Annotated in this window: 21 protein-coding genes and 1 pseudogene; 7 read left to right on the top strand and 15 right to left on the bottom strand. The window is 62.1% G+C overall.

Features of this window, described 5'->3' with window-relative positions; all coding sequences use genetic code 11:
• Positions 1-121: 121 nt before the first annotated feature.
• From SIN04_RS16800 to xth, 3 genes are all read left to right on the top strand, one after another.
• Positions 122-1,375 (top strand): FAD-dependent monooxygenase, encoded by a 1,254-nt coding sequence (locus SIN04_RS16800; protein ID WP_341264077.1) that lies wholly within the window; start codon positions 122-124, stop codon positions 1,373-1,375.
• Positions 1,376-1,405: 30 nt separating this feature from the next.
• Entirely contained in the window at positions 1,406-2,224 is an 819-nt protein-coding gene (gene blaOXA / locus SIN04_RS16795) for a class D beta-lactamase (protein ID WP_134492615.1), read from the top strand.
• 102 nt (positions 2,225-2,326) lie between these two features.
• Positions 2,327-3,103 (top strand): exodeoxyribonuclease III, encoded by a 777-nt coding sequence (xth, locus tag SIN04_RS16790; RefSeq protein ID WP_134491050.1) that lies wholly within the window; start codon positions 2,327-2,329, stop codon positions 3,101-3,103.
• A 66-nt stretch (positions 3,104-3,169) separates the two neighbouring features.
• Here xth and SIN04_RS16785 read toward each other — a convergent pair whose 3' ends face one another.
• The 5 genes from SIN04_RS16785 to mntR form a co-directional block, all read right to left on the bottom strand.
• The gene (locus SIN04_RS16785) at positions 3,170-3,973 is read right to left on the bottom strand and encodes a DUF72 domain-containing protein (protein WP_134491048.1); all 804 of its coding nucleotides are present in this window, start codon (positions 3,971-3,973) and stop codon (positions 3,170-3,172) included.
• Between the two features lie 185 nt (positions 3,974-4,158).
• Positions 4,159-4,590 (bottom strand): DUF1772 domain-containing protein, encoded by a 432-nt coding sequence (locus tag SIN04_RS16780; protein ID WP_134491046.1) that lies wholly within the window; start codon positions 4,588-4,590, stop codon positions 4,159-4,161.
• A 75-nt stretch (positions 4,591-4,665) separates the two neighbouring features.
• Positions 4,666-5,508: a tetratricopeptide repeat protein gene (locus tag SIN04_RS16775; RefSeq protein WP_244605856.1), complete on the bottom strand. Its 843-nt coding sequence runs from the start codon at positions 5,506-5,508 to the stop codon at positions 4,666-4,668.
• Positions 5,492-5,821 carry a hypothetical protein gene (locus SIN04_RS16770; protein ID WP_134491044.1) on the bottom strand — a complete coding sequence of 110 codons (330 nt, stop codon included), beginning with the start codon at positions 5,819-5,821 and terminating at the stop codon, positions 5,492-5,494. The genes SIN04_RS16775 and SIN04_RS16770 overlap by 17 nt, the downstream gene beginning before the upstream one ends.
• A gap of 454 nt (positions 5,822-6,275) precedes the next feature.
• Complete coding sequence (mntR, locus tag SIN04_RS16765; protein WP_174512398.1) at positions 6,276-6,722, bottom strand: manganese-binding transcriptional regulator MntR; 447 nt, start codon at positions 6,720-6,722, stop codon at positions 6,276-6,278.
• Between the two features lie 319 nt (positions 6,723-7,041).
• Between mntR and SIN04_RS16760 the strand changes: the two genes are divergently transcribed.
• Complete coding sequence (locus SIN04_RS16760; protein WP_134491042.1) at positions 7,042-8,358, top strand: Nramp family divalent metal transporter; 1,317 nt, start codon at positions 7,042-7,044, stop codon at positions 8,356-8,358.
• 31 nt (positions 8,359-8,389) lie between these two features.
• Here the strand turns inward: SIN04_RS16760 and SIN04_RS16755 are convergent, their stop codons facing one another.
• The 7 genes from SIN04_RS16755 to SIN04_RS16725 all read right to left on the bottom strand — a co-directional run bounded on the left by SIN04_RS16755 (position 8,390) and on the right by SIN04_RS16725 (position 17,454).
• Positions 8,390-11,098: a valine--tRNA ligase gene (locus tag SIN04_RS16755; protein ID WP_341264076.1), complete on the bottom strand. Its 2,709-nt coding sequence runs from the start codon at positions 11,096-11,098 to the stop codon at positions 8,390-8,392.
• Positions 11,099-11,321: 223 nt separating this feature from the next.
• The gene (locus SIN04_RS16750; protein WP_134491038.1) at positions 11,322-11,858 is read right to left on the bottom strand and encodes a PopZ family protein; all 537 of its coding nucleotides are present in this window, start codon (positions 11,856-11,858) and stop codon (positions 11,322-11,324) included.
• Between the two features lie 243 nt (positions 11,859-12,101).
• Complete coding sequence (locus SIN04_RS16745) at positions 12,102-13,469, bottom strand: TolC family outer membrane protein (protein WP_423135982.1); 1,368 nt, start codon at positions 13,467-13,469, stop codon at positions 12,102-12,104.
• A gap of 174 nt (positions 13,470-13,643) precedes the next feature.
• Complete coding sequence (locus SIN04_RS16740; RefSeq protein ID WP_134491036.1) at positions 13,644-14,351, bottom strand: protein-L-isoaspartate O-methyltransferase family protein; 708 nt, start codon at positions 14,349-14,351, stop codon at positions 13,644-13,646.
• A gap of 363 nt (positions 14,352-14,714) precedes the next feature.
• Positions 14,715-15,245, bottom strand: coding sequence for a hypothetical protein (locus tag SIN04_RS16735; protein WP_341264075.1), 531 nt, complete (start codon positions 15,243-15,245; stop codon positions 14,715-14,717).
• Between the two features lie 183 nt (positions 15,246-15,428).
• Positions 15,429-16,361 (bottom strand): translation elongation factor Ts, encoded by a 933-nt coding sequence (gene tsf, locus SIN04_RS16730; protein ID WP_134491032.1) that lies wholly within the window; start codon positions 16,359-16,361, stop codon positions 15,429-15,431.
• A 61-nt stretch (positions 16,362-16,422) separates the two neighbouring features.
• Positions 16,423-17,454, bottom strand: coding sequence for a 30S ribosomal protein S2 (locus SIN04_RS16725; protein WP_134491030.1), 1,032 nt, complete (start codon positions 17,452-17,454; stop codon positions 16,423-16,425).
• Between the two features lie 264 nt (positions 17,455-17,718).
• On the opposite strand from SIN04_RS16725, the gene SIN04_RS16720 reads away from it, so the two are divergent.
• The 3 genes from SIN04_RS16720 to SIN04_RS16710 all read left to right on the top strand — a co-directional run bounded on the left by SIN04_RS16720 (position 17,719) and on the right by SIN04_RS16710 (position 20,403).
• On the top strand, positions 17,719-19,206 hold the full coding sequence (locus SIN04_RS16720; RefSeq protein ID WP_134491028.1) for an FAD-linked oxidase C-terminal domain-containing protein: 1,488 nt from the start codon (positions 17,719-17,721) through the stop codon (positions 19,204-19,206).
• A gap of 198 nt (positions 19,207-19,404) precedes the next feature.
• On the top strand, positions 19,405-19,785 hold the full coding sequence (locus SIN04_RS16715) for a nuclear transport factor 2 family protein (RefSeq protein WP_341264074.1): 381 nt from the start codon (positions 19,405-19,407) through the stop codon (positions 19,783-19,785).
• 18 nt (positions 19,786-19,803) lie between these two features.
• A complete protein-coding gene (locus tag SIN04_RS16710; protein ID WP_134491026.1) occupies positions 19,804-20,403 on the top strand; it encodes a DNA-3-methyladenine glycosylase in 600 nt (199 codons plus the stop codon).
• Positions 20,404-20,492: 89 nt separating this feature from the next.
• Here SIN04_RS16710 and SIN04_RS16705 read toward each other — a convergent pair.
• The 3 genes and pseudogenes from SIN04_RS16705 to SIN04_RS16695 all read right to left on the bottom strand — a co-directional run.
• Positions 20,493-20,576, bottom strand: a pseudogene (locus SIN04_RS16705) (IS5/IS1182 family transposase); the annotation flags it as partial.
• A gap of 18 nt (positions 20,577-20,594) precedes the next feature.
• A complete protein-coding gene (locus tag SIN04_RS16700) occupies positions 20,595-22,826 on the bottom strand; it encodes a TonB-dependent receptor (protein WP_341264073.1) in 2,232 nt (743 codons plus the stop codon).
• A gap of 148 nt (positions 22,827-22,974) precedes the next feature.
• A complete protein-coding gene (locus tag SIN04_RS16695) occupies positions 22,975-23,349 on the bottom strand; it encodes a DUF2946 family protein (protein ID WP_341264072.1) in 375 nt (124 codons plus the stop codon).
• Positions 23,350-23,371: the final 22 nt, after the last annotated feature.

Here is a 23,371-nt window from a genome sequence, read left to right as displayed (position 1 = left end):
CGCGGGAGCCGGCGCCAGCGCCGCCTCCCCGTCGCAAGCATTGAGCCGGGCGCCAAGAAAACCACCGCGCCCGCTCGCCATCCGCGTGTTGCCGGTCTAGAAAGACGGCGAGGGATGCGCGATGATAGAGGTTGATCCGTTTCACGTCGATATTCTCGTCGCTGGCGCCGGCGCCGCCGGGCTCTCGGCCGCCATCGCTCTCGATCAGGCGGGCTTTTCCGTCGCTTGCGCCGGTCTCGTCGATCGTCGCGCCAATGGCCGGACGGTGGCTTTGTTTGAAGCCTCCCTGCGCTTATACAAATCGCTTGGCCTCTGGCCGCGCTTTCGGGACAAGGCCGCCGCGCTCGAAAAGATCGCGATGGTCGACGCGACAAATGCCCGATTCCGGGCACCCTCGGTCTCCTTCGCCGCAAGCGAGATCGGCCTTTCAGCCTTTGGCGCGAATATCGAAAACAATGTTCTGGTCGATGGACTCGCGGAGGCCGCCGCCGCGCGCTCCGGCCTCGCCCTTTGCCAAAGCCTCATCGAGGACATTCGTTTCGATGACGACGACGTGCGCGCCACGCTCGCCGATGGCCGGAGGATTAAAGCCAAGCTGGTCGTCGCCGCCGACGGCCGCGGCTCGCTGGCCCGAACCAGGGCCAATATCGACGCGCGCAGTTGGACCTATCCCCAGGTCGCCCTGACGGCGCTTCTCGCGCACGCCAAGCCGCATCGAAATATATCAACCGAATTTCATACGAGATCAGGCCCCTGCACTCTGGTGCCCCTGCGCTCGCAGGGCGAAAAGCTTCATCGTTCGAGCCTTGTGTGGCTGATGTCGGCCGCCGACGCCGAGCGCCGACGTGATCTCGCGCCCGGCGAACTGGCGCGCGAGATCGAGTTGCAGGTCGGCGGACTTTTGGGCGCTATGGAGCTCGACGGACCGTGCGGCTTCTTTCCGATGGCCGGCATGAGCGTCGCAAAACTGTTTGGCAGGCGCATCGCGCTCATCGGCGAAGCCGCGCATGTTTTTCCGCCGTTGGCGGCGCAAGGGCTGAACCTCAGCCTGCGCGACATCGCGGCTCTCGTTGAAACCCTCGAAGACGCTCGGGCGGATGGAAAAGACATCGGCGCCGCGGCAAGCCTCAAATCCTACGGGGCTGCGCGCCGGGGCGACATTTCCTTGCGCACCAATGGCGTCGATATTCTAAATCGCTCGCTGCTCACGGAATTCCTGCCCGTCGACCTCATGCGCGGCGCGGGATTCTTCGCCTTTTCGATGATCGGTCCGCTGCGGCGGGCGCTGATGCGGGAAGGCGTCCTGACCCATCAAACTTTGCCGCGTCTGATGCAGGCGCGGCCCCGGCGCGGCGCGGTCGCCACAGGCGGCTGAGGCATTGGTATCATGCGTTCGACTAAAGTCATGAAGAGAGTTGCGCCCTTCGCGGCCTTGCTGTGTTCGATTTCTACCGCCTCTTTGGCGGCGCCGGTTTGCACCCTGCTCGTCGACGCGGACAGCGGCGCCGTTCTTCGTCAGGACGGGCGATGCGATCAGCGAAACAGCCCTGCGTCCACCTTCAAGGTCGCGCTCAGCGTTATGGGTTATGATGCGGGAATTCTGACGGATGCACACTCTCCCGTTTGGCCGTACCGGGAAGAATACAAAGCGTGGCGTGAGAATTGGAAGACGAATGTCGATCCGGCGTCCTGGATGCGCGACTCGGTTGTTTGGTATTCGTGGGGCATTACACGCGCGTTGGGAGCGCAACGGCTCCAACAATACGTGGATTTATTTTCCTACGGCAACCGTGATCTTTCGGGTAACGCCGGGAAGGACGACGGATTGACGCACGCATGGCTTAGCGCCTCTCTCCAGATCTCCCCAATTGAAGAGGTCGTTTTTCTGCGAAGATTGCTCAAACTGCAATTGCCAGCGTCCGCGCCTGCGCAAGAGAAAGCAATCGCGATCATACCCCGTTTCGCGGCCGCCGACGGATGGACGGTTCAAGGCAAGACAGGCGCGGGGTTTCAGCGCGGCCAGGACGGGGTTTTGGACGAGGACCGTCAGTTCGGGTGGTTCGTAGGCTGGGCCATCAAAGGCGATCGACGCGTAGTGTTCGCACGTTTGACGAAGGACGAAACCAAGGTCGCCGAAAGCGCCGGCATTCGCACGCGGGACCTCTTTCTCGCCGAACTCCCCGCGCTTCTCGGGAACTTTGCCGGAGCCCAAAATCCCAATTGAATTGGCAGCCTCCTATCTCGTTTTCTGTAGTAGGACGTTATCTGCTTCAGCATTCAATCATCGGCCTGATTTAGCCGATGTGAATTCCCCGCGAGGACCTGCGTGCAAATCGCCACCTGGAACGTCAATTCGGTGCGGCAGAGGACCGAGCATCTCCTGCGCTATCTGCGCGAGGCGTCGCCCGACGTGCTCTGCCTTCAGGAGCTGAAATGCGTCGACGAAGCCTTTCCCTGGCAAGAGATCGAGGCGGCCGGCTACAACGCCGCGGTTCACGGCCAGAAGGGCTTTAACGGTGTCGCCATTCTGTCGAAGGCGCCGATCGAGGTGACGCGCGGCCTGCCCGGCGATCCTGCCGACGAGCATGCGCGCTACATCGAAGCGATCGTGCCTCACGATGGCGGGGCCGTCCGCGTTGCGTCGATCTATTTGCCGAACGGCAATCCGCCGGACACCGACAAATACGCCTATAAGCTCGCCTGGATGGACCGCCTCATCGCTCATGCGAAAACGCTTTTGACGCTCGAAGAACCGCTGATCCTTGCTGGCGACTATAATGTCATCCCGGCCGCGCGCGACTGCGCCGACCCCGCCGCCTGGATCAACGACGCGCTGTTTCTGCCGCAGACGCGCGCGCGTTTTCGCACGCTCGTGAACCTTGGCCTGACCGACGCCTTGCGCGCCACCACGGACGATGCGGGACTCTATACTTTCTGGGATTATCAAGCCGGGGCCTGGCAGCGCAACAAAGGCATTTGCATCGATCATCTTCTGTTGTCGCCGCAGGCCGCCGATCGCCTCGTCAAAACAACTATCGACAAGGCGCTGCGCGGCGACGACAAACCCTCCGATCACGTGCCGGTTCGAATCGAACTGGCGTGACTTATCGGCCAGAGATGGTTTGTGCGTGATGGGATGGCGCCCCAAGGCGCGTCCCGCTTTTCGGCGTCATGCCTTAAGCCGCTCGATCAGGGCGCATGCGGCGGCCGGGTTTTTCTCTTTGGCGCCGCTGATGAAATAGACGAAGACGTCGCGCGCGGCGCGCTTTTTCTCCGGTGCGCCGCTCACATAGGGCAAATCCTGTGGTTGCTCGCCTTTCGCCCATTGCCTGGCGCGACCGGACCATATGTCGATTTCACTCGGACAATAGCCCGCGGCATAAGCGGCTGAGCTTTTCTGTAGCCGGGCGTACACGAAATCAGCGCTGAGATCCGCAATCAGCGGATATGTGTCGGACTGAGCGAGGCAAATCGCGACCTGGTGATGGCGCGCGAGAGAGACGAACGGTTCAACGCAAAAGCTTTCGTGCCGCACCTCGAGAACATGGCGCAGCCGCAGCCCGTCCAACTGCCCTGGAAGAAGCTCGAGAAAGGCGGCGAAATCATCGGCTTCAAATTTCTTGGTTGGCGCGAATTGCCAGACAATCGGCCCCAGCTTTCCGCCGAGCTGCAAGAGGCCGCTCGACAGAAAATGATCGATCGCGGGCTTGCTTTCGGCGAGCAGCTTGCGGTGCGTCGTCAGCCGATGTGCCTTGACCGAAAAAACAAAATCATCGGGGGTCTCCGACGCCCAGCGGCGGAAACTCTCCGGCGTCTGCGTCCGGTAGAACGTCGCGTTGATCTCTATGGACGTCAGTTTGCGGCTGGCGAAATCGAGTTCTTGCCGTTGCGGCAGGCCTTTCGGATAGAAGCTCTCTCGCCAGGGCGCGAAGCTCCAGCCGCCAACGCCGACCCTTATCTGTCCGATCGTCATAAGCCGGCTCAAAATGACGCAAAAAATTAAAAATGAGGAAGCGGCGAGCGGTCCGCCCGCGCCCCTCTATCCCACGACGACGAGGGTTTCGCTAGATATAGCGCGAACAGGAGGTGAAACGATGCGCTGTCGCCGATTCGTCGCTGATTCGTTCAGCATCTCGTCCAAAGCTTAACGGGGCGCGATCATCTTACTGAGGCCCATAGGAACGCCAGAGTGGCCAAGCCGCCGAGGCCGCTGCGAACCGCGTGCAGCTTACCCCATCTCAGGATCAACTCCCGGCTCTCCAAGCCCGCGTTCTGCGGTTCGGTCGCTTCGAGACGGCGATTGGTTGGCATGATGACGAGCATGGTGAAGGGCCAGTTGCAGAGGAGGACGACAGCGCCCGGCGCCCAGCGCCAGTCGCGTAGCTCATAGGCCGCGATCAAGCCCAGCACGCCGCCAGCAAGCGCCAGCGAAGCCTGCATCCTGAAGCCGCGCTCATAGGCCGGCTTCCATTGCTGCAGCAGCGATCTATCATCGAGCCCAAGACGCGCCGGCTGCTCGACGAGATTGATGTAAATGGCGGCGCCCGTGAAGAGCGCCGCGACGGTGAGCGCCAATTGCCCCGCAAGCATCGCGCTGCTCCCAGCCCGCGCGGCTTAGGCTCGATGAGCAAGCCATGCGAACTTAGCCGGCGTCTCTCCCCGCAATCAATTCCGCCGTTTCAGATGATCTTCGAGATAGGAGAGCGCAACGCGGCGTTCGCTTTCGCTCGCACTAGCCATCGCCTTGTCGTAGACGTCGATGATCCATTGATCCTTCTTCGCGTCCATCGCGGCTTCGCGCGCCAATGTCAGCCACATGAGGGCGCGCGCGCGCTGCGGACGCAACCCCTCCTGCCCGGAGAAGAGCATCTGCCCGAGCAGAGCCTGGGCCTGCACATGGCCCTTGTCCGCGGCGAGATAAAGCCAGCGCAAACCTTGCCGGACATCCTTATCGCCGCCAACGCCGTCAAGATACATTCTCGCGAGGCTATATTGGGCCGTCGCGTCGCCGAAGTTCGTGGCCGCATATTTGAACATGTCGAGCGCGCGCGCCGGATCCGGGCGCACTTTAGTGTCGGCTATGCCGTTCAGGCTATAGGTTCCGATCGCGACGAAGGCGTTCGAAACGACAGACTTGTCACGCCAGTTCGGATCATCCTCATCGTAGCCATGGATGATCTGTGAGAAATACTCATAGGCCTTGACGTCATCGTGTGGAACGCCGTCCCCAGCCGCGTAAATGGTCGCAAGCTTCCATTGCGCCAATGCCTCGCCGCCGGCGGCGGCATATTTCAAGGCGGCGATCGCCGAGTCGGCCGCGCCCGAACGAAAGTCCTGAAGGCCCGCGAGCAAGGCGGCGCGCGGCGTCTTATAGGCCTGCGACACGATCGATTTATCGCCCGCGGCGGCGCTGTCGGCCCCTTCCAGGGCGCGGATATTCGTAACCGGCATGCTCGCAGCCAGTCCGAACAGAGCCAAAGCTCCAAGGCGACTAAACCTCATAGACATGGGCAAATTCCGAGCGCCAGGAGTCATTGCTCCGGTCGCTGCAGGGCCAAAAAACTGCGTATGGACCCATAACGCGCAAAAACCCATTTTGGTCGCGCCCGTTCCAAAATAATTTGCGGTCGATCAACCGCGCATCACCCAGATGGTGGCTAATCGCTTCATTTGTCATAAAATTCTGATCGTTTCGCAGAAGCCGTGCAGCGCGATCGTCTCCAGCGCCCGCGAAGAGATACGCCTCAAGCGGCGCGCGCGAGGTGACGTTCGTCACACGACGTCTGGAAGACATAACCTCTTTGACAACGCGCGCGCTCATAGATGCCGCCCTGCATGATCTGGCGAAAAACAGCTCTCGATTGGAAGGGAATGCCGTGTGAGCAGGCGGGCGTCGAATTGTATGACGCCATTCGTCCGACTCGCGCAGGCGCCGTCGAGGATATGTTTACTTGAACCACAATTACCCAGTTGAATGGGGCTGAAAAGTGATCTTCTTCTTGCCGCGTCAAGTTGAGGTTAAGTTATCTCCGCATGTGTCAAAAAAAGCACAGATAATCGTGCCAGATCAGGACATTCGCCACGTCGAGGACCAACCGCCGCCAGCCATGCCTTTTGCGGCGATCACCAGCCGCAAAAAACATGATCTGCGAAGAGCGCCAGCTCCCGCAGACCACACCGATCAACCTCCGGCGAAGTGCATCTCAATCGCGTTCGCTTTATGGCGAACCGCCCGCGGCGCATTCAAATTTCTCGTTACCGATTGAGGATTTGCGTTACCGCTTGAGAAAACGTGAGAAGGCGTCCAGCGCGACGTCGGACACGTGATGCTCGATGCCTTCGGCGTCGAGTTCCGCGCAATGCAGCGGCACGCCGACGGCGACCAGCAAATCGACGACAAGCCGGTGTCTCGCGCGCACGCGCGCGGCGAGCGCCCGGCCCTCGGGCGTCAAAAAAACGCCGCGATAAAGCTTCGACGTTGCAAGCCCTTCCCGTTTCAGCCGCGCGATGCTTTTGATCGCCGTCGCGTGTGAAACGCCGAGCCTGCGCGCGATGTCGGTCGGACGCGCCTCGCCGCCGTTCGTCAGAAGGTCATCGATCAATTCGACGTAGTCTTCGAGAACGGCGCCGGCTTGCGCCGAGCGCGCCTTTTCGAAGCGAAGCGCCTGCTCCGCCTCGGCCGGGAGTTCAGCCGCGCAGGCATGAGGCTCTTGATGCTTCATCGTCATCTTCGGCTTCCCTCCGGCCTGCGATCTGGCGCTCTTTGCGATCACGCGTTTCAGCCCTTCCGGCCGCCGCTTTCGCCCGTCGCCGTCCCCGTCAGCTATTCGACATAAGGCGTCAGTCCTTCTTGTTTTAGCCTAACGATCCTGAATTGTCGCAACTCCAAGCCGCCCTTGATCGCAGGGAGGCGCTGGCGAGCGCCATTGACTAATCCGTAGCCACGGCTACATTATGCAGCATCAATAGCAGATCGCCAGCAAGGTCTCCCGAACTCATGCCGTAGCGTGGCGTCGCCAGCTTCGACCGCAGGAAAGCCGAATGACGGATATCGCAGAGCGCGGCGGAATCGTCGCTCACCCGACCCAAATCCAGCGCGCGATCCGCGAGGTTCTCGACGGGCGCCGGAGTGGATTTCGCGCATTCATTCCGATGGTTGGACCAGCGGTCATCGCCTCGATCGCCTATATGGACCCCGGCAATTTTGCGACCAATATCCAGGCGGGCGCCAGATATGGCTACAGCCTCCTTTGGGTGGTCTTGCTCGCCAACCTCATTGCAATGCTGTTTCAGGCCCTGTCGGCGAAACTGGGCATCGTGACGGGCCGGAATCTCGCGGAGATGTGCCGCGACGAATTGCCGCGCCCGCTGGTTTGGGTCATGTGGGTCGTCAGTGAAATCGCCGCGATGGCGACCGACCTTGCCGAATTCCTCGGCGGCGCGATCGGGCTTTCGCTCCTCTTCAACTTGCCGCTGATCTGGGGAATGGTTGTCACCGCGATCGTGACCTATGGTATTTTGACCCTCGACCGGCGCGGTTTCAGGCCGCTCGAACTGGTCATCGGCGCGCTGGTCGCGATGATCGGGCTTTGTTATGTGATCGAATTATTCATCGCCCCCGTCGACTGGGCCTCGGCGGCTTTTTCCTTAGTGACGCCCCAACTGCAGGACGCGGCCGCGGTGACGATCGCCGTCGGCATCATCGGCGCGACCGTCATGCCTCATGCGATCTATCTGCACTCAGGCCTGACGCAGGCCCGCACGATTGCGCGCGACGACGGCGACAGGCGCAAGCTGCTGGGCTATTCCAACCGGGAGGTCATCGTCGCGCTGGCGATCGCCGGCGCCATCAATATGGCCATGGTGATGATGGCCGCCGCCGCCTTTCACGCGGGCCACAGCGGCGTCGCCGAGATCGAGACCGCATATCATACATTGACCCCGATTCTTGGCGCGGGAGCCGCGACAGTCTTTCTGATCTCGCTCCTCGCGTCCGGCATATCGAGTTCGACGGTCGGAACCCTCGCGGGTCAAATGATCATGCAGGGTTTCGTCGGCTTCAGAATTCCAGTCTGGCTGCGGCGGCTCGTCACCATCATCCCGGCCTTTATCGTCGTTGCGCTCGGGGTCAACGCCACCAACGCCCTTGTCGTCAGTCAGGTCGTGCTCAGCATTGCGCTGCCGCTCCCGATGATCGCGCTGCTTTATTTCACGCAGCGCCGCGACATCATGGGAGCTTTCGTCAACGGCCCCATGACGCGCGCCGGCGCCGTCGTCGGCGCCGCGGTGGTGCTGTTCCTCAATACGATTCTTCTGCTGCAGACGTTTGGCGTTTCATTGCCATTTTTGCAGGGATAGGCCGAAAAAAGAGCGTGTGAAAGCGGCGGGTTCAGCCAAGCCGCTTCAGCGCCGCCTCCAGCTTCGCGGCGCGCGCGCGCGCCTCGTCCAATCTTTCGCGATTTTCCTCGACGACTTCCTCGGGCGCCTTCGCTACGAAATCGGCGTTGCCGAGCTTCGCCTCGATTTTCCAGGCGTCCGCCGCCAGCTTGCCGATCTCTTTCGCCAGCCGGCTTTTTTCAGCGTCGAAATCGATCACCCCTTGCAGCGGCAGAGCGGCGACGGCGCCGCGCACGACAAGCTGAACCGATTTCTCGGGGGCCTCGGCGGCGAAGGATATGTCCGAGAGCCGCGCGAGGCGCCGCAGCGTCTCGTCCCAATTTTTCGCGCGCGAGCCCACATCGGTATCGGCGTTGACCAGAACGAGAGGGATCAGCGCGCCGGCTGGCACGTTCATCTCGGAGCGCACCGAGCGCACTTCCGAGATGAGCTCGACGACCCAGCCGATTTCGGACTCCGCGGCGGCGTTCTCGAGGCCTTCGAGCCGCGGCCAGGCGGTCAGCGCAAGAAGACTTGCGCGCGGAGAATCCTCGGTCGCCTTGATCGCCCAAAGCTCCTCCGTCAGGAATGGCATGAACGGATGCAGCAGCTTGACAATCTCATCGAGGACGAAGGCGGTCGTCGCACGGGTCTCATCCTTGGCGGGACCGTCCTCGCCTTGCAGCAGGGGCTTCGCCAGTTCGAGATGCCAGTCGCAGAAAATGTTCCAGACGAAGCGATAGGCCGCGTTGGCGGCGTCATTGAAGCGGTAGGTTTTGATCGCGCCCGTTACTTCGGCGACGGCTTTGGCCGCTTCTCCGATGATCCAGGCATTGAGGGTGATGCTGACGCCCCTGGGGTCGAAACCCGTGACGCGGACGCAGCCGTTGATCTCCGCGAAGCGCGCGGCGTTCCAGATCTTGGTCGCGAAATTGCGATAGCCTTCGACCCTTTGCGTCGAGAGCTTGATGTCGCGTCCCTGCGCCGCCATCGCGGCCAGAGTGAAGCGCAGGGAGTCCGCGCCATATTGCTCGATCAGGCTCAAAGGGTCGATGACATTGCCCTTGGACTTCGACATCTTGGCGCCCTTCTCGTCGCGGACGAGCGCATGGATATAGATGTCGTGGAACGGTATCTCGCCCATGAAATGAAGACCCATCATCATCATCCGCGCGACCCAGAAGAAGATGATGTCAAAGCCAGTGACGAGCACATTGGTCGGATAATAGCGCTTGAGCTCCGTCGTCTCGTCCGGCCAGCCGAGCGTCGAGAAAGGCCAGAGCGCCGAGGAAAACCAGGTGTCGAGAACGTCCGGATCGCGCGCCAGAGCGGTCGGCTCGCCATAATGCGCGCGCGCCGCCGCCGCCGCTTCGGCTTCCGTGGCTTCGACAAAGACTTTGCCGTCCGGCCCGTACCACGCCGGAATCTGGTGCCCCCACCAGAGCTGACGCGAGATGCACCAGGGCTGGATATTCTCCAGCCAGTCGAAATAGGTCTTTTCCCAGTTTTTCGGGATGAAGCTCGCCTTGCCCGAGCGCACCGCATCGAGCGCCGGCCGCGCCAGAACCCCTGCGTTGACGTACCATTGATCCGTCAGCCACGGCTCGATGATGGAGCCCGAGCGATCGCCGTGCGGGACCATGTGAGGATGCGGCTCGATCTGGTCGAGAAGCCCGCGCTCCTCCATCAGTTCCACGATTTGCTTGCGCGCATTTTCCCGCGACGCGCCATGCAGGCCGTCGAGCCCCTCGATCGGCTCCGCGCCGGCGCGGAAAGGCTCGTTCCCGATCAGCGTCAGTTTGGCTTCGGCGTCAAAGATATTGATCAGCGGCAGGCCGTGGCGCCGTCCGACTTCGAAATCGTTAAAGTCATGCGCCGGCGTGATTTTGACCGCGCCGGTCCCCTTTTCAGGGTCTGAATACTCGTCCTCAACGATCGGAATAAGACGCCCGACGAGCGGCAACCGCACGCGCTTGCCGCGCAGGTGGAAATAGCGCTCATCTGCCGGATTGACCGCAACCGCGGCGTCGCCCAGCATGGTTTCCGGCCGCGTCGTCGCGACGATGACGAATTCGCCGGTCTCGGCGCCAGCCTCATCGACCACCGGATATTTGAAATGCCACAAATGGCCTTTGGTCTCGACCTGCACGACTTCGAGGTCGGAGATCGCCGTCAAAAGCTTCGGGTCCCAATTGACCAGCCGCTTGTCCTTATAGATCAGCCCTTCCCGGTAGAGCTGGACAAACACCTTGATGACGGCGCGCGAGAGGCCCTCATCCATCGTGAACCGCTCGCGCGACCAGTCGCAGGAGGCCCCTAAACGCTGCAGCTGGTTGACGATGGCGCCGCCCGACTCGGCTTTCCAGGCCCAGACCCGCTCCAGGAATTTCTCGCGGCCCATCTCGCGCCGGCCGGGCTCCTGGCGTTCCATCAGTTGGCGCTCGACGACCATCTGGGTCGCGATGCCGGCGTGATCCGTTCCCGGCTGCCACAGCACGTCCTTGCCGCGCATCCGCTCGAAGCGCGCGAGAATATCCTGCAAAGTCGTATTAAGGGCGTGCCCCATGTGCAGCGCGCCGGTGACGTTCGGCGGCGGAATGACGATCGCAAAGGGCTCCGCCTCGGCGCGGTCCGGCCGCCCGGCCTTGAAGGCGTCGGCCTCGCGCCATGCCGCCGAGATGCGGCCTTCGACCGCCTGGGGATCGAAAGTCTTTTCCATCATTGAATCATTTTCTGTTCGTCTGGACCGCGCGCGCAGCGCCGCGGCGCAGGTCTTGCCATGCGGATTAGGTCAAGCGATCGCAAAAGGCAGGGCAAAAGGCAAGTCCGCGCCGCTTGCGGCTCGCCCGGAAAGAAAAGTAAGCGATACGGTCATTCAGCAAGGCGGCCCTTTTGGGCTCCACCCATGATCCCGTTAGAAAAACCCGCGCCTTTTCGCGATGGGTTTAGTCGCCCTTTGTCATCCGTTCGATCTCGGCGCGGACGAGACGCTCGACAAGCGCCGGCAAATGCGCGTCGAGCCAGGCCTCCAGCAAGGGGCGCAAAGCTTCGCGGGTCATCGCCAGAACGGCATCGGAATTTTGCGCGAAGCGGCTGGCGATAAGCGCATTGAATGCTCCCGCGACGGAATCATCTGTTCTTTTTGAAACCAGCGGCTCGTTTTCAGCTCCGCTCCAATCGGCGCCCGGCTCTGACGGATCCGCTGCTTCCCCTCTTGCGCGGTCCTCCTCCTGATGGTCCGCAAGGCCCTGCGCGGCAACAGACTGCGCCAGCCCATAGACAGCGGAATCGGCGCCGTCATTAACCTCTTCCGAGCCGGTTTCTTGGCCCGCCTCCTCCCGCGAGGCGTCCTCAGCAGCGAAAAGCGCTTGATCCTGGGCGATGATGCGCCGGATCGAGGCCAGAATGTCCTCCATCGAAGGCTCCCGCGGTTTGGCGTCGGACGGCTCGCCGGAGGTTTGAACAAGATTGGCTGCGCTCATGGCCTCTACTGCTTTCCAACGAAAATGCGCCGATCAGACGGATGCGCATCGAGGCAATCACGCGACAGGCAACCCCACATGATCCGCGCCGCGGCGGATCGACGCGTTAAGGTAGTCTTAGCTCATCCATGCTGGCAAGACGAACAATCGACGGTCCACAGCCATAAGGGGAATAATGGCGGAAGGCTCGCCCGACGCCGCGAGATGGAGACGCAGCCGCGCCGCGCCCGCGATCACCCTGGCTCAGCGGCCATCGGGCGTGCGCAGGCCGATCCATTTGTCCTTGACCTGTTCGAAATGGACCGTCGGATCATATTCCGCGACGTTGAGGCTGAGGTTCGCCGCTGAAAGCCGGCCGATGGCCGCCATCACATTATAGGAAGCGACGACCCTGTCGCGCTGAGCGGAGACGAGGCTGACGCGTGTATTGAGCAAGGTCTGCTGCGCAAAGAGGACGTCGAAGGTCGTACGCTGCCCAACCCTCGCCTCCTCGCGGATGCCATCGAGCGCGATCTCGGCGGACTTGACCGCAGCTTTCGCCGATTGGATGACCGCCTTCGCCGAATCGAGCGAGCCCCAGGCGGATACGACGGCGGCCCGCACAGTGTCGCGTTGCAGATCGGCCTGCAGCCGGGCCTGCGCCAGCGTTTCCTTCGCCTGACGGGCGCGCGCATACACTTCGCCGCCTTCATAGATCGGCACGGAGAGCTGGCCGACGACCGAACCGTTCAAAAAGGTGGCGTTGCGCACGCCGATATAATCCGTCTGATGCTGGACATTGCCGACAACGTTGAGAGTCGGGTAAAGCTCGCCCTCGACCAGCTTGACCTGCAGGGCGGCGGCGTCGACCGCGTGCAGCGCCGCCTGTACCACCGGGTGCTCTTCCAGCGCGAGAACGACGGCCGTGCCCATATCTTTCGGCAGCAGAGCTTCGATGGTTCGGGCCGGCTCCAGCCGCGTCGGTTCGACGCCGATGATCTGGCGGAAATTTGCGACGCTGTTCTGCAGATTGGCTTGCGCCGTGAAATAGTCGGAACGGGAGCTCGCGAGGCTCGATTCAGCCTGGGCGACGTCGGTGCGCGTCACCTCGCCGACATTGAAGCGATCGCGCGTCTGGCGCAGCTGCTCTTCGAGAACGGTGATGTTGTTGCGGCGCAGATCGAGGATCGCGGTGTCGCGCAGCACGTTCATATAGGCTGTCGCGCCGTTCTGGAGAACGTTCTCCTCGGTGGTGCGGAGATTTTCGCGCGAGCCGAAAATGTTCGATTCCGCCTGCCGGACGCTGTTTTGCGTGCGATTGCCGTTGAACAAATTTTGCGTGACGGTCAGCCCGACAGCCGTCGGCGGCGTGCTTCCGCGAGTCCGCACTCCCCCTTGCGTCGTATCAAGGTAATTATAGCCGAACTGGCCATCCGCCGTGACGGTTGGGCGTCCGAGTGAGGAGGCTCGCGGCAGGTTTTCGTCCTGCGCGCGAACGCCGGCGCGCTGCTGGTTGAGATCCGGGTTGCCGACATAGGCGCGAACAAGCGCGCTCGACATGGTTTCCGCCGCGACCGGCGAAGCCAGCGCGAAGCCCCCAGCGAGGATGACGGCGAACCTCTTCACAGACAAAGAGACGCGATGCGGCAGATAAAGCAAATTCGTTTGTCCCTGTCTTAGCGATGTCTACGCGCACGCTCTGGCCGGCTCGCTTCGAGGCGTGCGCCGGTCGCACCATTGATTGGTCATGCCAAAGCGCCGCCCAAGCTAGCACGAAGAACCGCGGCGAAACGGGTGTCCTCGGAGTCAAGAAAACGTGAATTCTTCCGCCGGCTGAAACGCGTCGAGGACAGGGGCCGAAGCATCGAACAAGATGCGATAGCCTGTCGCGCCATCTGCCTTGTCGTAGCGTACGGCTTTGCAGACGCCATCGGCCAGGCGCTGAACCGTGACGAGCCGGCCGCCGTCCTTCAATTGCGCGAGCAGCGGATCGAGATTGGCGGCGACCCCGCCGTCGACCAGGATCACGTCGAAAGGCGCTTCCTTCGGCGCGCCCGCCCCAAGGGGGCCGAGAAGCGCGCGAACGTTCTTTAGTCCGAATGCGTCGAGATTGACGCGCAGTTCTTCGAAAAGCGCCGGATCGCTCTCGACAGCGACGACGTCGGCGGCAAGGCCCGCAAGAAGGGCGGCCGAATAGCCGCCTGCGGCCGCGACGACCAGAGCCTTGTCGCCCGCGAGGACCCGGGCGCTTTGAATGAGACGCGCCAGGATCAGGGGCGGCAGAAGGCTCCTCGGCTTCGCGCCTGGAGCGTCCGATTTTAGCTGCAAACTTGAATCCGAATAAGCGACAGGCTCAAGCTCCGGCGGTAGAAACCGCTCGCGCGGCACATCGAGCATGCGCGCAAGCAGCGCCGAATCCGTTACGTCGAACGTTCTGATCTGGCAGTCGACCATCGTCCGGCGGGAAAAAGCCGAAGGATCGGAGATGCTCGGGTCGATGCTGGTGTTCTGCATTGTCGTCGAGATCCTAGTCGGACAGGCTCATATGCCGCCGCAACGGTGGAGTTTATATGATGCCCCGCTTTCTCTGTCCATTCGATCGGCCCGGCCGGCGCGGATTGTCAAGGGTGTGTGGCTTTTTCGCCAGCGCCCCGTGCCGTCCCCGGCCTCAGAGCATGATCCCGAAAAGTGGAAGCCGGTTTTCGGGCGACATCATGCGATTGATGAGCGCATTGCAGCGGACCGATCAGCCATGACGAATCCTCCGGCCGAGCCTTATGATGCTCAGCCGCGTCAAAGAATGACGCACATCGGCTTATCGCCAGACGCCGGCCAGCGCGACGCCCAGGATCTCGTGATCAAAACGCGCGACCGCGATCAGCTCTTGAGGCGCGCATTGCATTGGCTGTAATAGCCGCCGCCCTTTTGAATCCATTTCAGGCCGCCGTTAGCGTTGGTCGCTTTATTGGCGTTGTACTGGTCGAGGCATGTCTTCATGCGCGCCTTGCCTGGCTTTTCATTGGCGTAGGCGGCTGAGACGGCTGAGGGAAACACAGCATTGCCGACCGCCGCAGGGGCCGGCGCCGGCTTCAGCGGATTCGCCGCGGGCGGGGCCGCGGGCGGCGGCGGCGGCGCCGCCGGCGCGGGAGCCGCGGCTGGCGTCGCGGCAGGGGTCGCGGCAGGCGCGGCGCCCTTGGCCTCAGCCGCGCACTGGCTATAAAATTGCGGCCAGGCTTGTCCGTTCAGCGTGCCGGCGGCCTTGGCCGCCTGATATTTTTGGCTGCATTCCTTGCGGACCGATTCCGCCGCCGCGGGGTCAACCAGCGCCAAGCCAAAGGCGCTGGAAAGGATCGTGAATGCAATCAGTTGGCCTTTGAGGCGAAGCGAGGGTGCGAATCGAGACGGCATGAGCGTTCTCCAACGCGGGAAACACGAATCAACGCAGCGCCGCGCGTTGAGCTTCAACCTTCCTGCGAAATCGGACATCGGTCAATTTGGAATCACTCGGCTTCGCCACATGCAAAAAGCCGCCGACGCGTCGGCGTCTGCGGCTCTTCATTCAATGTGTTCGCAGGGCTTTCGTGTACCGGGTCAGACCTGCCCGCCGACGGCGGCGGCGACTTCGGCGGCGAAATCGCTCTCCTGTTTCTCAATGCCCTCGCCGAGGGAATAGCGCACAAAAGACGCCAGCTTCACAGGCGCGCCCGCCGCCTTTTCGGCTTCTTTCACCACCTGCCCGATGGTCTTGTTCGCATGTTCCGCGTGGATCGACGGCTGATCGAGGAGGCAAACCTCTTTGTAATAGGTCTTGAGGCCGGATTCGACGATCTTTTCAAGCACATGAGCCGGCTTGCCGGCGTTTTTGTCGGCGAGCACCGCCTTTTCCCGCGCGACGATCGCCGGATCGAGTTCGGATGCTTCGAGAGCCAGCGGACTCGCCGCCGCCACGTGCAGGGCGATAAGCCGCGCGAGCGGCGTAAGCGCGACCGTATCGCCGGTGGATTCCAGCGCGACGAGGACGCCGATCTTGCCCAGTCCGTCGGCGACCGAATTATGCACATACTGGCCGACGACGCCCTGCGCGACATGCACCGCGGCGACGCGGCGCAAGGTCATGTTCTCGCCGATCGTCGCAATGGCGTTGGCGATGGCGTCCGCGACCGTCCCGCCGCCTGGGTAATGCGCCCCCTTGATCGCTTCGACGTCGGTCAACCCCTTTTCCACCGCGACGAGCGCGATCGTACGGGCAAGCGCTTGAAATTCCTCGTTGCGCGCGACGAAATCCGTCTCCGAATTGACTTCGGCGACAACGCCGTCCGTGCCATGCACGGCGACGGCGACAAGGCCCTCCGCTGCGACGCGGCCGGACTTCTTGGCGGCCTTCGAAAGGCCTTTCTTACGCAGCCAGTCGACCGCCGCCTCGATATCGCCCTCGGTCTCGTTGAGAGCGTTCTTGCAATCCATCATGCCGGCGCCGGTCTTCTCGCGAAGATCCTTCACCATTGCGGCCGTGACGCTCGCCATAATCGTGTTCCTTCAAGTTCCGTTTTGTGACCGCTATCGTCCGGCCCGCCGACCGCCGTGTTCAGGCGGCGACGAGGCTGCGCGCCAGATTGATCCAGCCGTCGCGAGCGATGCGGCCGCCAAGCTTCAGGTCATGATCCGTCTTCGCCGCGTCTTCCGGCGTCATCGCGGCGATCTGCCAGAAGTGGAAGAGGCCGGCGTCGTTCAGCTTCTTGACGATCTGCGGGCCGATGCCCGGCAATTTGCCGAGATCGTCCGGCGCGCCGCGCGGCGCGGTCAGCAGTTCGAAAGCCTCGGCAGGCGCCTCGAACGCCTCAGTGGCTACGGCGGGCTCAGAAGCTTCCACCGGCAAAACCTCTTCCGGCGGCTGTTCGGCTTCGCCGAAATCAATGCCGCTTGATCCCTGGCCGCGGGCGATGCCGTCGAGCGCGGCGCGGGCGATGAGATCGCAATAAAGGGTGATGGCCCGACCAGCGTCGTCATTGCCGGGAATCGGGAACGTGATTCCGTCTGGATCGCTATTGGTGTCGAGGATCGCCGCGACCGGGATGTGCAGCCGCTCGGCTTCCTTGATCGCGAGTTGCTCCTTATTGGTGTCGATCACGAAAATGAGGTCGGGGATGCCGCCCATTTCCTTGATGCCGCCAAGCGCCTTTTCGAGCTTGTCGCGCTCGCGCGACATCATCAGGCGTTCTTTCTTGGTCAGGCCGACGGCGCCGCCGCCCAGAATGTCTTCGACCTTGCGCAGGCGCTGAATCGAGGCGGAAATCGTCTTCCAGTTGGTCAGCATGCCGCCCAACCAGCGCGAATTGATGTAATATTGCGCCGACCGGCGGGCGGCGTCCGCGATCGCGTCCTGGGCCTGCCGCTTGGTGCCGACGAACAGCACGCGGCCGCCGCGCGCGACGGTGTCCGACACGGCCTTCAGCGCCTGATGCAGCAAAGGCACCGTCTGCGCGAGGTCGATGATATGAATATTGTTGCGGCTGCCGAAAATATAGGGCTCCATTTTCGGGTTCCAGCGATGCGACTGGTGGCCGAAATGAGCGCCGGCGTCGAGCAGGCCGCGCATTGTGAAATCAGGCAGGGACATAGCGTTTCTTTCTCCGGTTAAAGCCGCCGCGGAGCGTTATGGACCTTTTCCGAAGCGCCATTTGAAGGCGCCATAGGAAAAAGCCACCGGGAGCGGCCCTTAAATCAGGGTCGCGCGATCCGCGTGTGGAATGGGCGTGCTTATAAGGGCGCTTGCGCCCAAACGCAAGGCGAAGGTTCGCAGGCCTTAGGGCGCAAAGCCTTTGCCTCGGCGGCGGCGCCGGCGCATATTGCGCGGCTAATTGATATCATATGGGCTTTGGCAATGAAACCGATGGACGTCGATCAAACCATTCTGGCGCGGCGCGAGACAATCATCGCCGCCTTGCGGAAAATTGTGCGCGGCGAAGGCGTCATCGACAACGAAATCGGCCGCCGCCCTTATGAAAGCGACGGCTTCACCGCTTACGCCAATCTGCCGCTCGCGGTGGTGCTGCCCTCTTCTGTCGAAGAGCTCCAGGCCGTCCTTTCCTATTGCCACGCTCATGACGTCAAGGTGGTGCCGCGCGGCGCCGGCACCTCGCTCTCCGGCGGCTCGCTGCCGCTTCAGGACGGCGTCCTCATCTCGATGATGAAGTTCAACAAAATCAAGGAGATCGACTTCGAGAACCGGTTCGCTGTCGTGGAGCCGGGCGTCACCAATTCGGCGATCACCCGCGCCGTCGAGCACAAGGGCTTCTATTACGCGCCGGACCCTTCCTCGCAGATCGCCTGCTCCATCGGCGGCAATGTGGCGGAAAACTCCGGCGGCGTGCATTGCCTGAAATATGGCCTCACGACCAATAATATCCTCGGCGTTGAAATGGTGCTGATGAACGGCGAAATCATCAGGCTCGGCGGCGGCTATCTCGATTCTGACGGCTACGACCTTCTCGGGCTCATCGTCGGCTCCGAGGGAATGCTCGGCGTCGTCACGGAAGTCACGGTCCGCATTCTGCAAAAGCCCGAATGCGCGAGAGCTTTGATGATCGCTTTCGATTCCAGCGAAAGCGCCGGCGCGTGCGTCGCTGACGTCATCGCGGCGGGCATCATTCCGGGCGGCATGGAGATGATGGACAAGCCGGCGATCGAGGCGGCCGAGGATTTCGTCAACGTCGGCTATCCGCGCGAAGCCGAAGCCATGCTTCTTGTCGAACTCGACGGGCCGCCGGTCGAAGTCGATCATCTCGTTGGGCTCGTCGAGGCGATCGCGCTGAAGCGCGGCGCGACGCAATGCCGGATTTCAACCAGCGAGGCTGAGCGCCTCGCCTTCTGGGCGGGGCGCAAGGCGGCTTTTCCCGCCGTTGGGCGCCTCTCGCCCGATTATCTCTGCATGGACGGCACGATTCCGCGCAAAGCCCTGCCGCGGGTGCTGGCCGGCATCCGCGATCTTTCCGAAAAATACGCGCTGCGCGTCGCCAATGTGTTTCACGCGGGCGACGGCAATCTGCACCCGCTGATCCTTTATGACGCCAACAAGCCCGGCGAGTTGCAGCGGGCCGAGGACTTTGGCTCGGACATCTTGCGCCTCTGCGTAAAAGTCGGCGGCGTGCTCACCGGCGAACATGGCGTCGGCGTCGAGAAGCGCGATCTGATGCCGGAGATGTTCAACGAGATCGACCTCGACCAGCAGGTCAGGGTCAAATGCGCGTTTGACGAAAAGCGCCTGCTTAATCCGGGAAAGGTTTTTCCAACGCTGCACCGGTGCGCCGAAATGGGCCGCATGCATGTGCACGCGGGGCAGCTGCCGTTCCCGGACCTGCCGCGGTTTTAGGAGATTTGCGCCACCAGCGGACATCAGGAAAATCCCGGCGTAGGCCGGTCTTGGCCGGAAGCGGACTGGTGGCTTTCGGGTGTGTCCAGGTGAAAAGGGGCCGCCCGGCCTTCGCGCTGGGAATGGTCTTCCTGCCCTAGCTGGAAGGCTGTTACAGGCCAGCGCATGGTACGACGGAGATGGTCACGGAGCTTTGCTATGGAAGACCGAGAGATTCGAGCGGCGCTGGATCGCCACTGGGCCGCCTCCGATGCGAACGACCTCGAGGGGGAGCACCAAATTTACCGAGAGGACGCGGTGCTCGAATATCCTCAATCGGGCGAGCGCATCCGCGGGCGCCGGAAGATTCAGTCGTCTCGCGCCGCGCAGCCGAACCGGAAACGCTTCGCAGTGCGGCGGATAATCGGCGCGGGCGGCCTCTGGGTCACTGAATATGTCCTAACCTATGACGGGCGGCCGTCTTACACCGTGAGCATCATGGAGTTCCTCGATGGGAAGGTGGCCCGCGAGACCCAGTATTTCGGCGATCCGTTCGAGCCGGGCCCCTCGCGCGCGCAATGGGTCGAGCGGATGCCCTGACAGCTGGACGCCATAAGGATGGCCATCGGCCGCGCGCTCGCCCGCCCGGAGTTGCCGGTTGATACGGTCTCTCTCGCCCGCCATCTCATTGGCAAGGCAGTGGTGCGGGAGTTGCCTGAAGGCGTCGCGAGCGGTCGTATTGTTGAGACCGAGGCGTATGTCGTCGGCGACGCCGCCGGGCACGCCTACCGCGGGATGACCCGGCGCAATCAGTCGCTGTATCTCGAGCGTGGCCACGCCTACATCTATTTCGCCTACGGCAGCTCATACATGCTGAATGTCTCGAGCGAGACGCCCGGGATCGGAACCGGCGTCCTGATCAGGGCGCTCGAACCGCTCGAGGGCATCCCGATCATGCGGCTCAATCGCGGCGTCGAGCGCCTGCGCGACCTGGCGCGAGGACCCGGAAGGCTCACCGCGGCGTTGCGGATTGATCGTCGGCTCGACGGGCTCGATCTTTGCCGGGAAGGCCCTCTATGGCTCGGATGCGGCGACGACGAACCCGGCGAAATCGGGCAGAGCATCAGGATCGGCATTTCGCGGGATGCGAACCGCCTCCTGCGATTTTATCTTCGGGACAATCCGTTCGTCAGCGGTCCAAGATCGCTCAACGAATAAGAGGCCGCCGAAACCCCCAAATATTGCGCGATCATGGCTAGCTCCGCGCCACGCGCATGAAGTCCCCAAGCGGCGGACCATGCGCTCGATGCGTTGCGCTTGCGGCATAGGAAGGGCGAGAAGCAGTTCTTCCATTTGCAATTCGCCTTTAATGGAATGTTCTGCATCGCGCCGGGCTCCTAATTCGGCAATTAAAACTTTACAGACAGACGCGTATTGAATGAGCGGCCCGGCCCGGCTACCGGATAGCCATAGATGGACGACGTTCCCATCATGGAGGTTTCTCGGTAATTTACGAGATTGGCTCCGCCCAACGGCAGGTCGTAGTTCTGGTTGAAGATATTGTCGATGCCGAAATCTATCCTGACCGCCTCCCATTGATAGCCCACGCGAAAATTGAAGAGAGCGTAAGCTGATGTTGCGAGTTCGTTTCGAACCTGGCTCACCAGGGTCTTCGACCCGACGAGCTGGAGTTCGAGGCTCGAGTTCCAGGCGGCGTAGGTCTGATCTATCGCCAGCGTCGCGTTCACAGGCATCATGTGGTAGAGGTTGACGCCATCCGTGCGCTGACCCCGCACGAAATTCAGGTTCCCCCGGAAGCCCCCCTGGCCGAATGTGTCGGTATCCCAGAGCGCCAGTTTTCCATCGAGGTTTACGCCGTAGAGCCAGGCGTCATGGTTGGCGAACTGCAGATACACGAAGTTGTTTGTCGTGGTCAGATTTGCGGGAAGATTCGCAAGGCAGCCGGAGAGCGCGCAGCGGTCGGCGTCGATGTAATCCTCAACATAGCTGTAATAGGGAGAAACCTTGAACTCCCACGCCTTCCTGTCGGGGTCGCGCCACGCCGCAGTGAAACTGACCGTATTGGCCTTCTCCGGCGCGAGGTTGATGTTGCCAACGTAGCCGTTGCCGTCGCCAAACCAGCCGATCATCTTCATCGCCATGGCGCTCGTCGACCAGCTGTAACGTTCATAGAGATTGGGCGAGCGCGTCTTGCGCGCAAAGCCGAGCTCATAAAGGCTCACCTGATCGGGCTCATATCGGATCAGGGCCGACCCGTCGATGTTGACGTCGGTCCGCGCATGATTGAGGGCGTTGAAGGCGGCGGCCGAGGCGCCGTACATCATTGTGTTGTAGCCCTGAACGTCGCCCGTGTTCATCATCACAACGTCGTTTCGCAACCCGAAGACGGTTGTCCACGGCGCGTCCCAATGTCGCTCCCACTCAGCGAAGGTCCCAACGCGCGTGCGCTGTCCGTTGTTGATGTTGACGAAGGCGTCCGGTCCCATCATCGCCGAGTTGGAGACAGGGGGCCACCAGTCGTCGAGATTGTTATAGTAAAGTTCGTTGCCGATTCTGATGAGGTCCTGCGCCGATATCCGGATCGTGCCCTTGATCGTATATCCGGCGTCGGTGCTCTTTGTGTCCATCGGCATATCGCCGCTCTTGTCGGGCTCAAGAAAGCCCATCGTGTGCCGGACGTGATTGAAGAACGCCGTCGTCTCAAGCTTGCCCCAGTCAAACAGGCCTTCATAACGTCCGTTGACGTAGAAGCTGTGATTATCGACCATGTCCATATATTGATTAGGATAGCCCTGATAGGGAATGGCCTGGCCGCCGACCTCCACCGAAAGGAGGCCGTCCTGGACCTTTTTCGCAACGCTGAGCGCGTAATTTTGCGTTTCGTACAAGGTGGATTTGATTTTCATCCCGTTGCCGGCTGTGTAGTCGCCGCTGCGCGCCCAACCGCCGCTAAAGGCAATGCTCGTATCCGCGTTGGACACGGTGGTGTTCTCGTTCACGCCGTAAGAGGCGCCGTTGCTGCGGAAAAATCCGGAGATGCTTCCGCTCGTGATCCATTCTGGGCCGGACGCGAAGATCGGCGGCGCCACGGCGACGTCAACCCTCGCCCCCGTGTAGTCGCCGCCAGCGCTCACGGGTGCGGCGGCGTTATAAACGCGCATGCTGGAAACCATCGCCGGATTGACGAAAGAGAGCGGCGGATTCATCTGGTTCGGACAGGCTGGAGCGAACAGCATGCTGTTGATAGACACCTGAACGCGGTCGGCGCCCATGCCGTTAACGGTCGGCAGACTCGACACGCCGCCTGCGCCCCAGGCCCCGCCGCCTGGGATGTCCTTGATCAAGGATGCTGAGTCGCTGCTCCAAAGATCCGCTTTGGCGGCGTCGGCGCCGGAGATCGTTGTCGCATCCGCCGGAATGAACGGGCCGTAGGAAGAGCCGTCGTCAGTCGCCCGCGGCAGACCTGAGCGGACGACCACGGTCGGGAGATCCTGCCCGGCCTGGGCGGCAGCCGCGGCGACAAAGAGTGAGTTGAAACACATAAGGGCAAGCGATGGGCGCACGAGCGCGCTTGTGAGACGCAAGGCCGCGCGACCGCGGCTAATGGACGAGGTTTGCATGGTGATGTCCGTAATGAGGGCGGCAAGCCGGCGCAGGCGCGACGCCCAACGGGTCGCGCGTCTTGCAGCCGTCTTCACGACCAGCTCAGCGATGGAGGAATGAAGCTAGATTTTCCCGCGCGCGCGGAGCGAGCGCCGGGCGGCGTTCTTACGCCTGCGCCGGAGGAGCGCGCGGCTGACAGGCGGAACGAGGCTCAAAGACACGAAGCGAGCTGCGCAAGACAGCCCGGAAATGAAATTCTACGGCGATGCGGTCGATGATCGGCGTGGGCGGAGGGGGAGGCAGCGCCGCGGCGGCCACACGCAATACGCACAGCGGGCAATGGGATTTTAGGTGGCCGCTCTCACCGTCGCTCGGCGATGAATTGCTGCTGAGACAGAGACGGCCGAGGCCGCTGAATTGGGCCGCCGGAATGCTGGCGGCAAGCGCGCTCGTCAGGACAACCTGTAAAACAAGCGCATAGGCGGCCACGCAAGCGGCAATCCGCCCGATGTTTCCTAACCGCCCCAACCGCCCAGTCATCGCAAGCCTTCCCTCGAAAGCT

The organism is Methylocella tundrae (genome assembly GCF_038024855.1).
Taxonomy (GTDB): domain Bacteria; phylum Pseudomonadota; class Alphaproteobacteria; order Rhizobiales; family Beijerinckiaceae; genus Methylocapsa; species Methylocapsa tundrae.
This window is presented reverse-complemented; position numbering and strand designations above follow the sequence as displayed.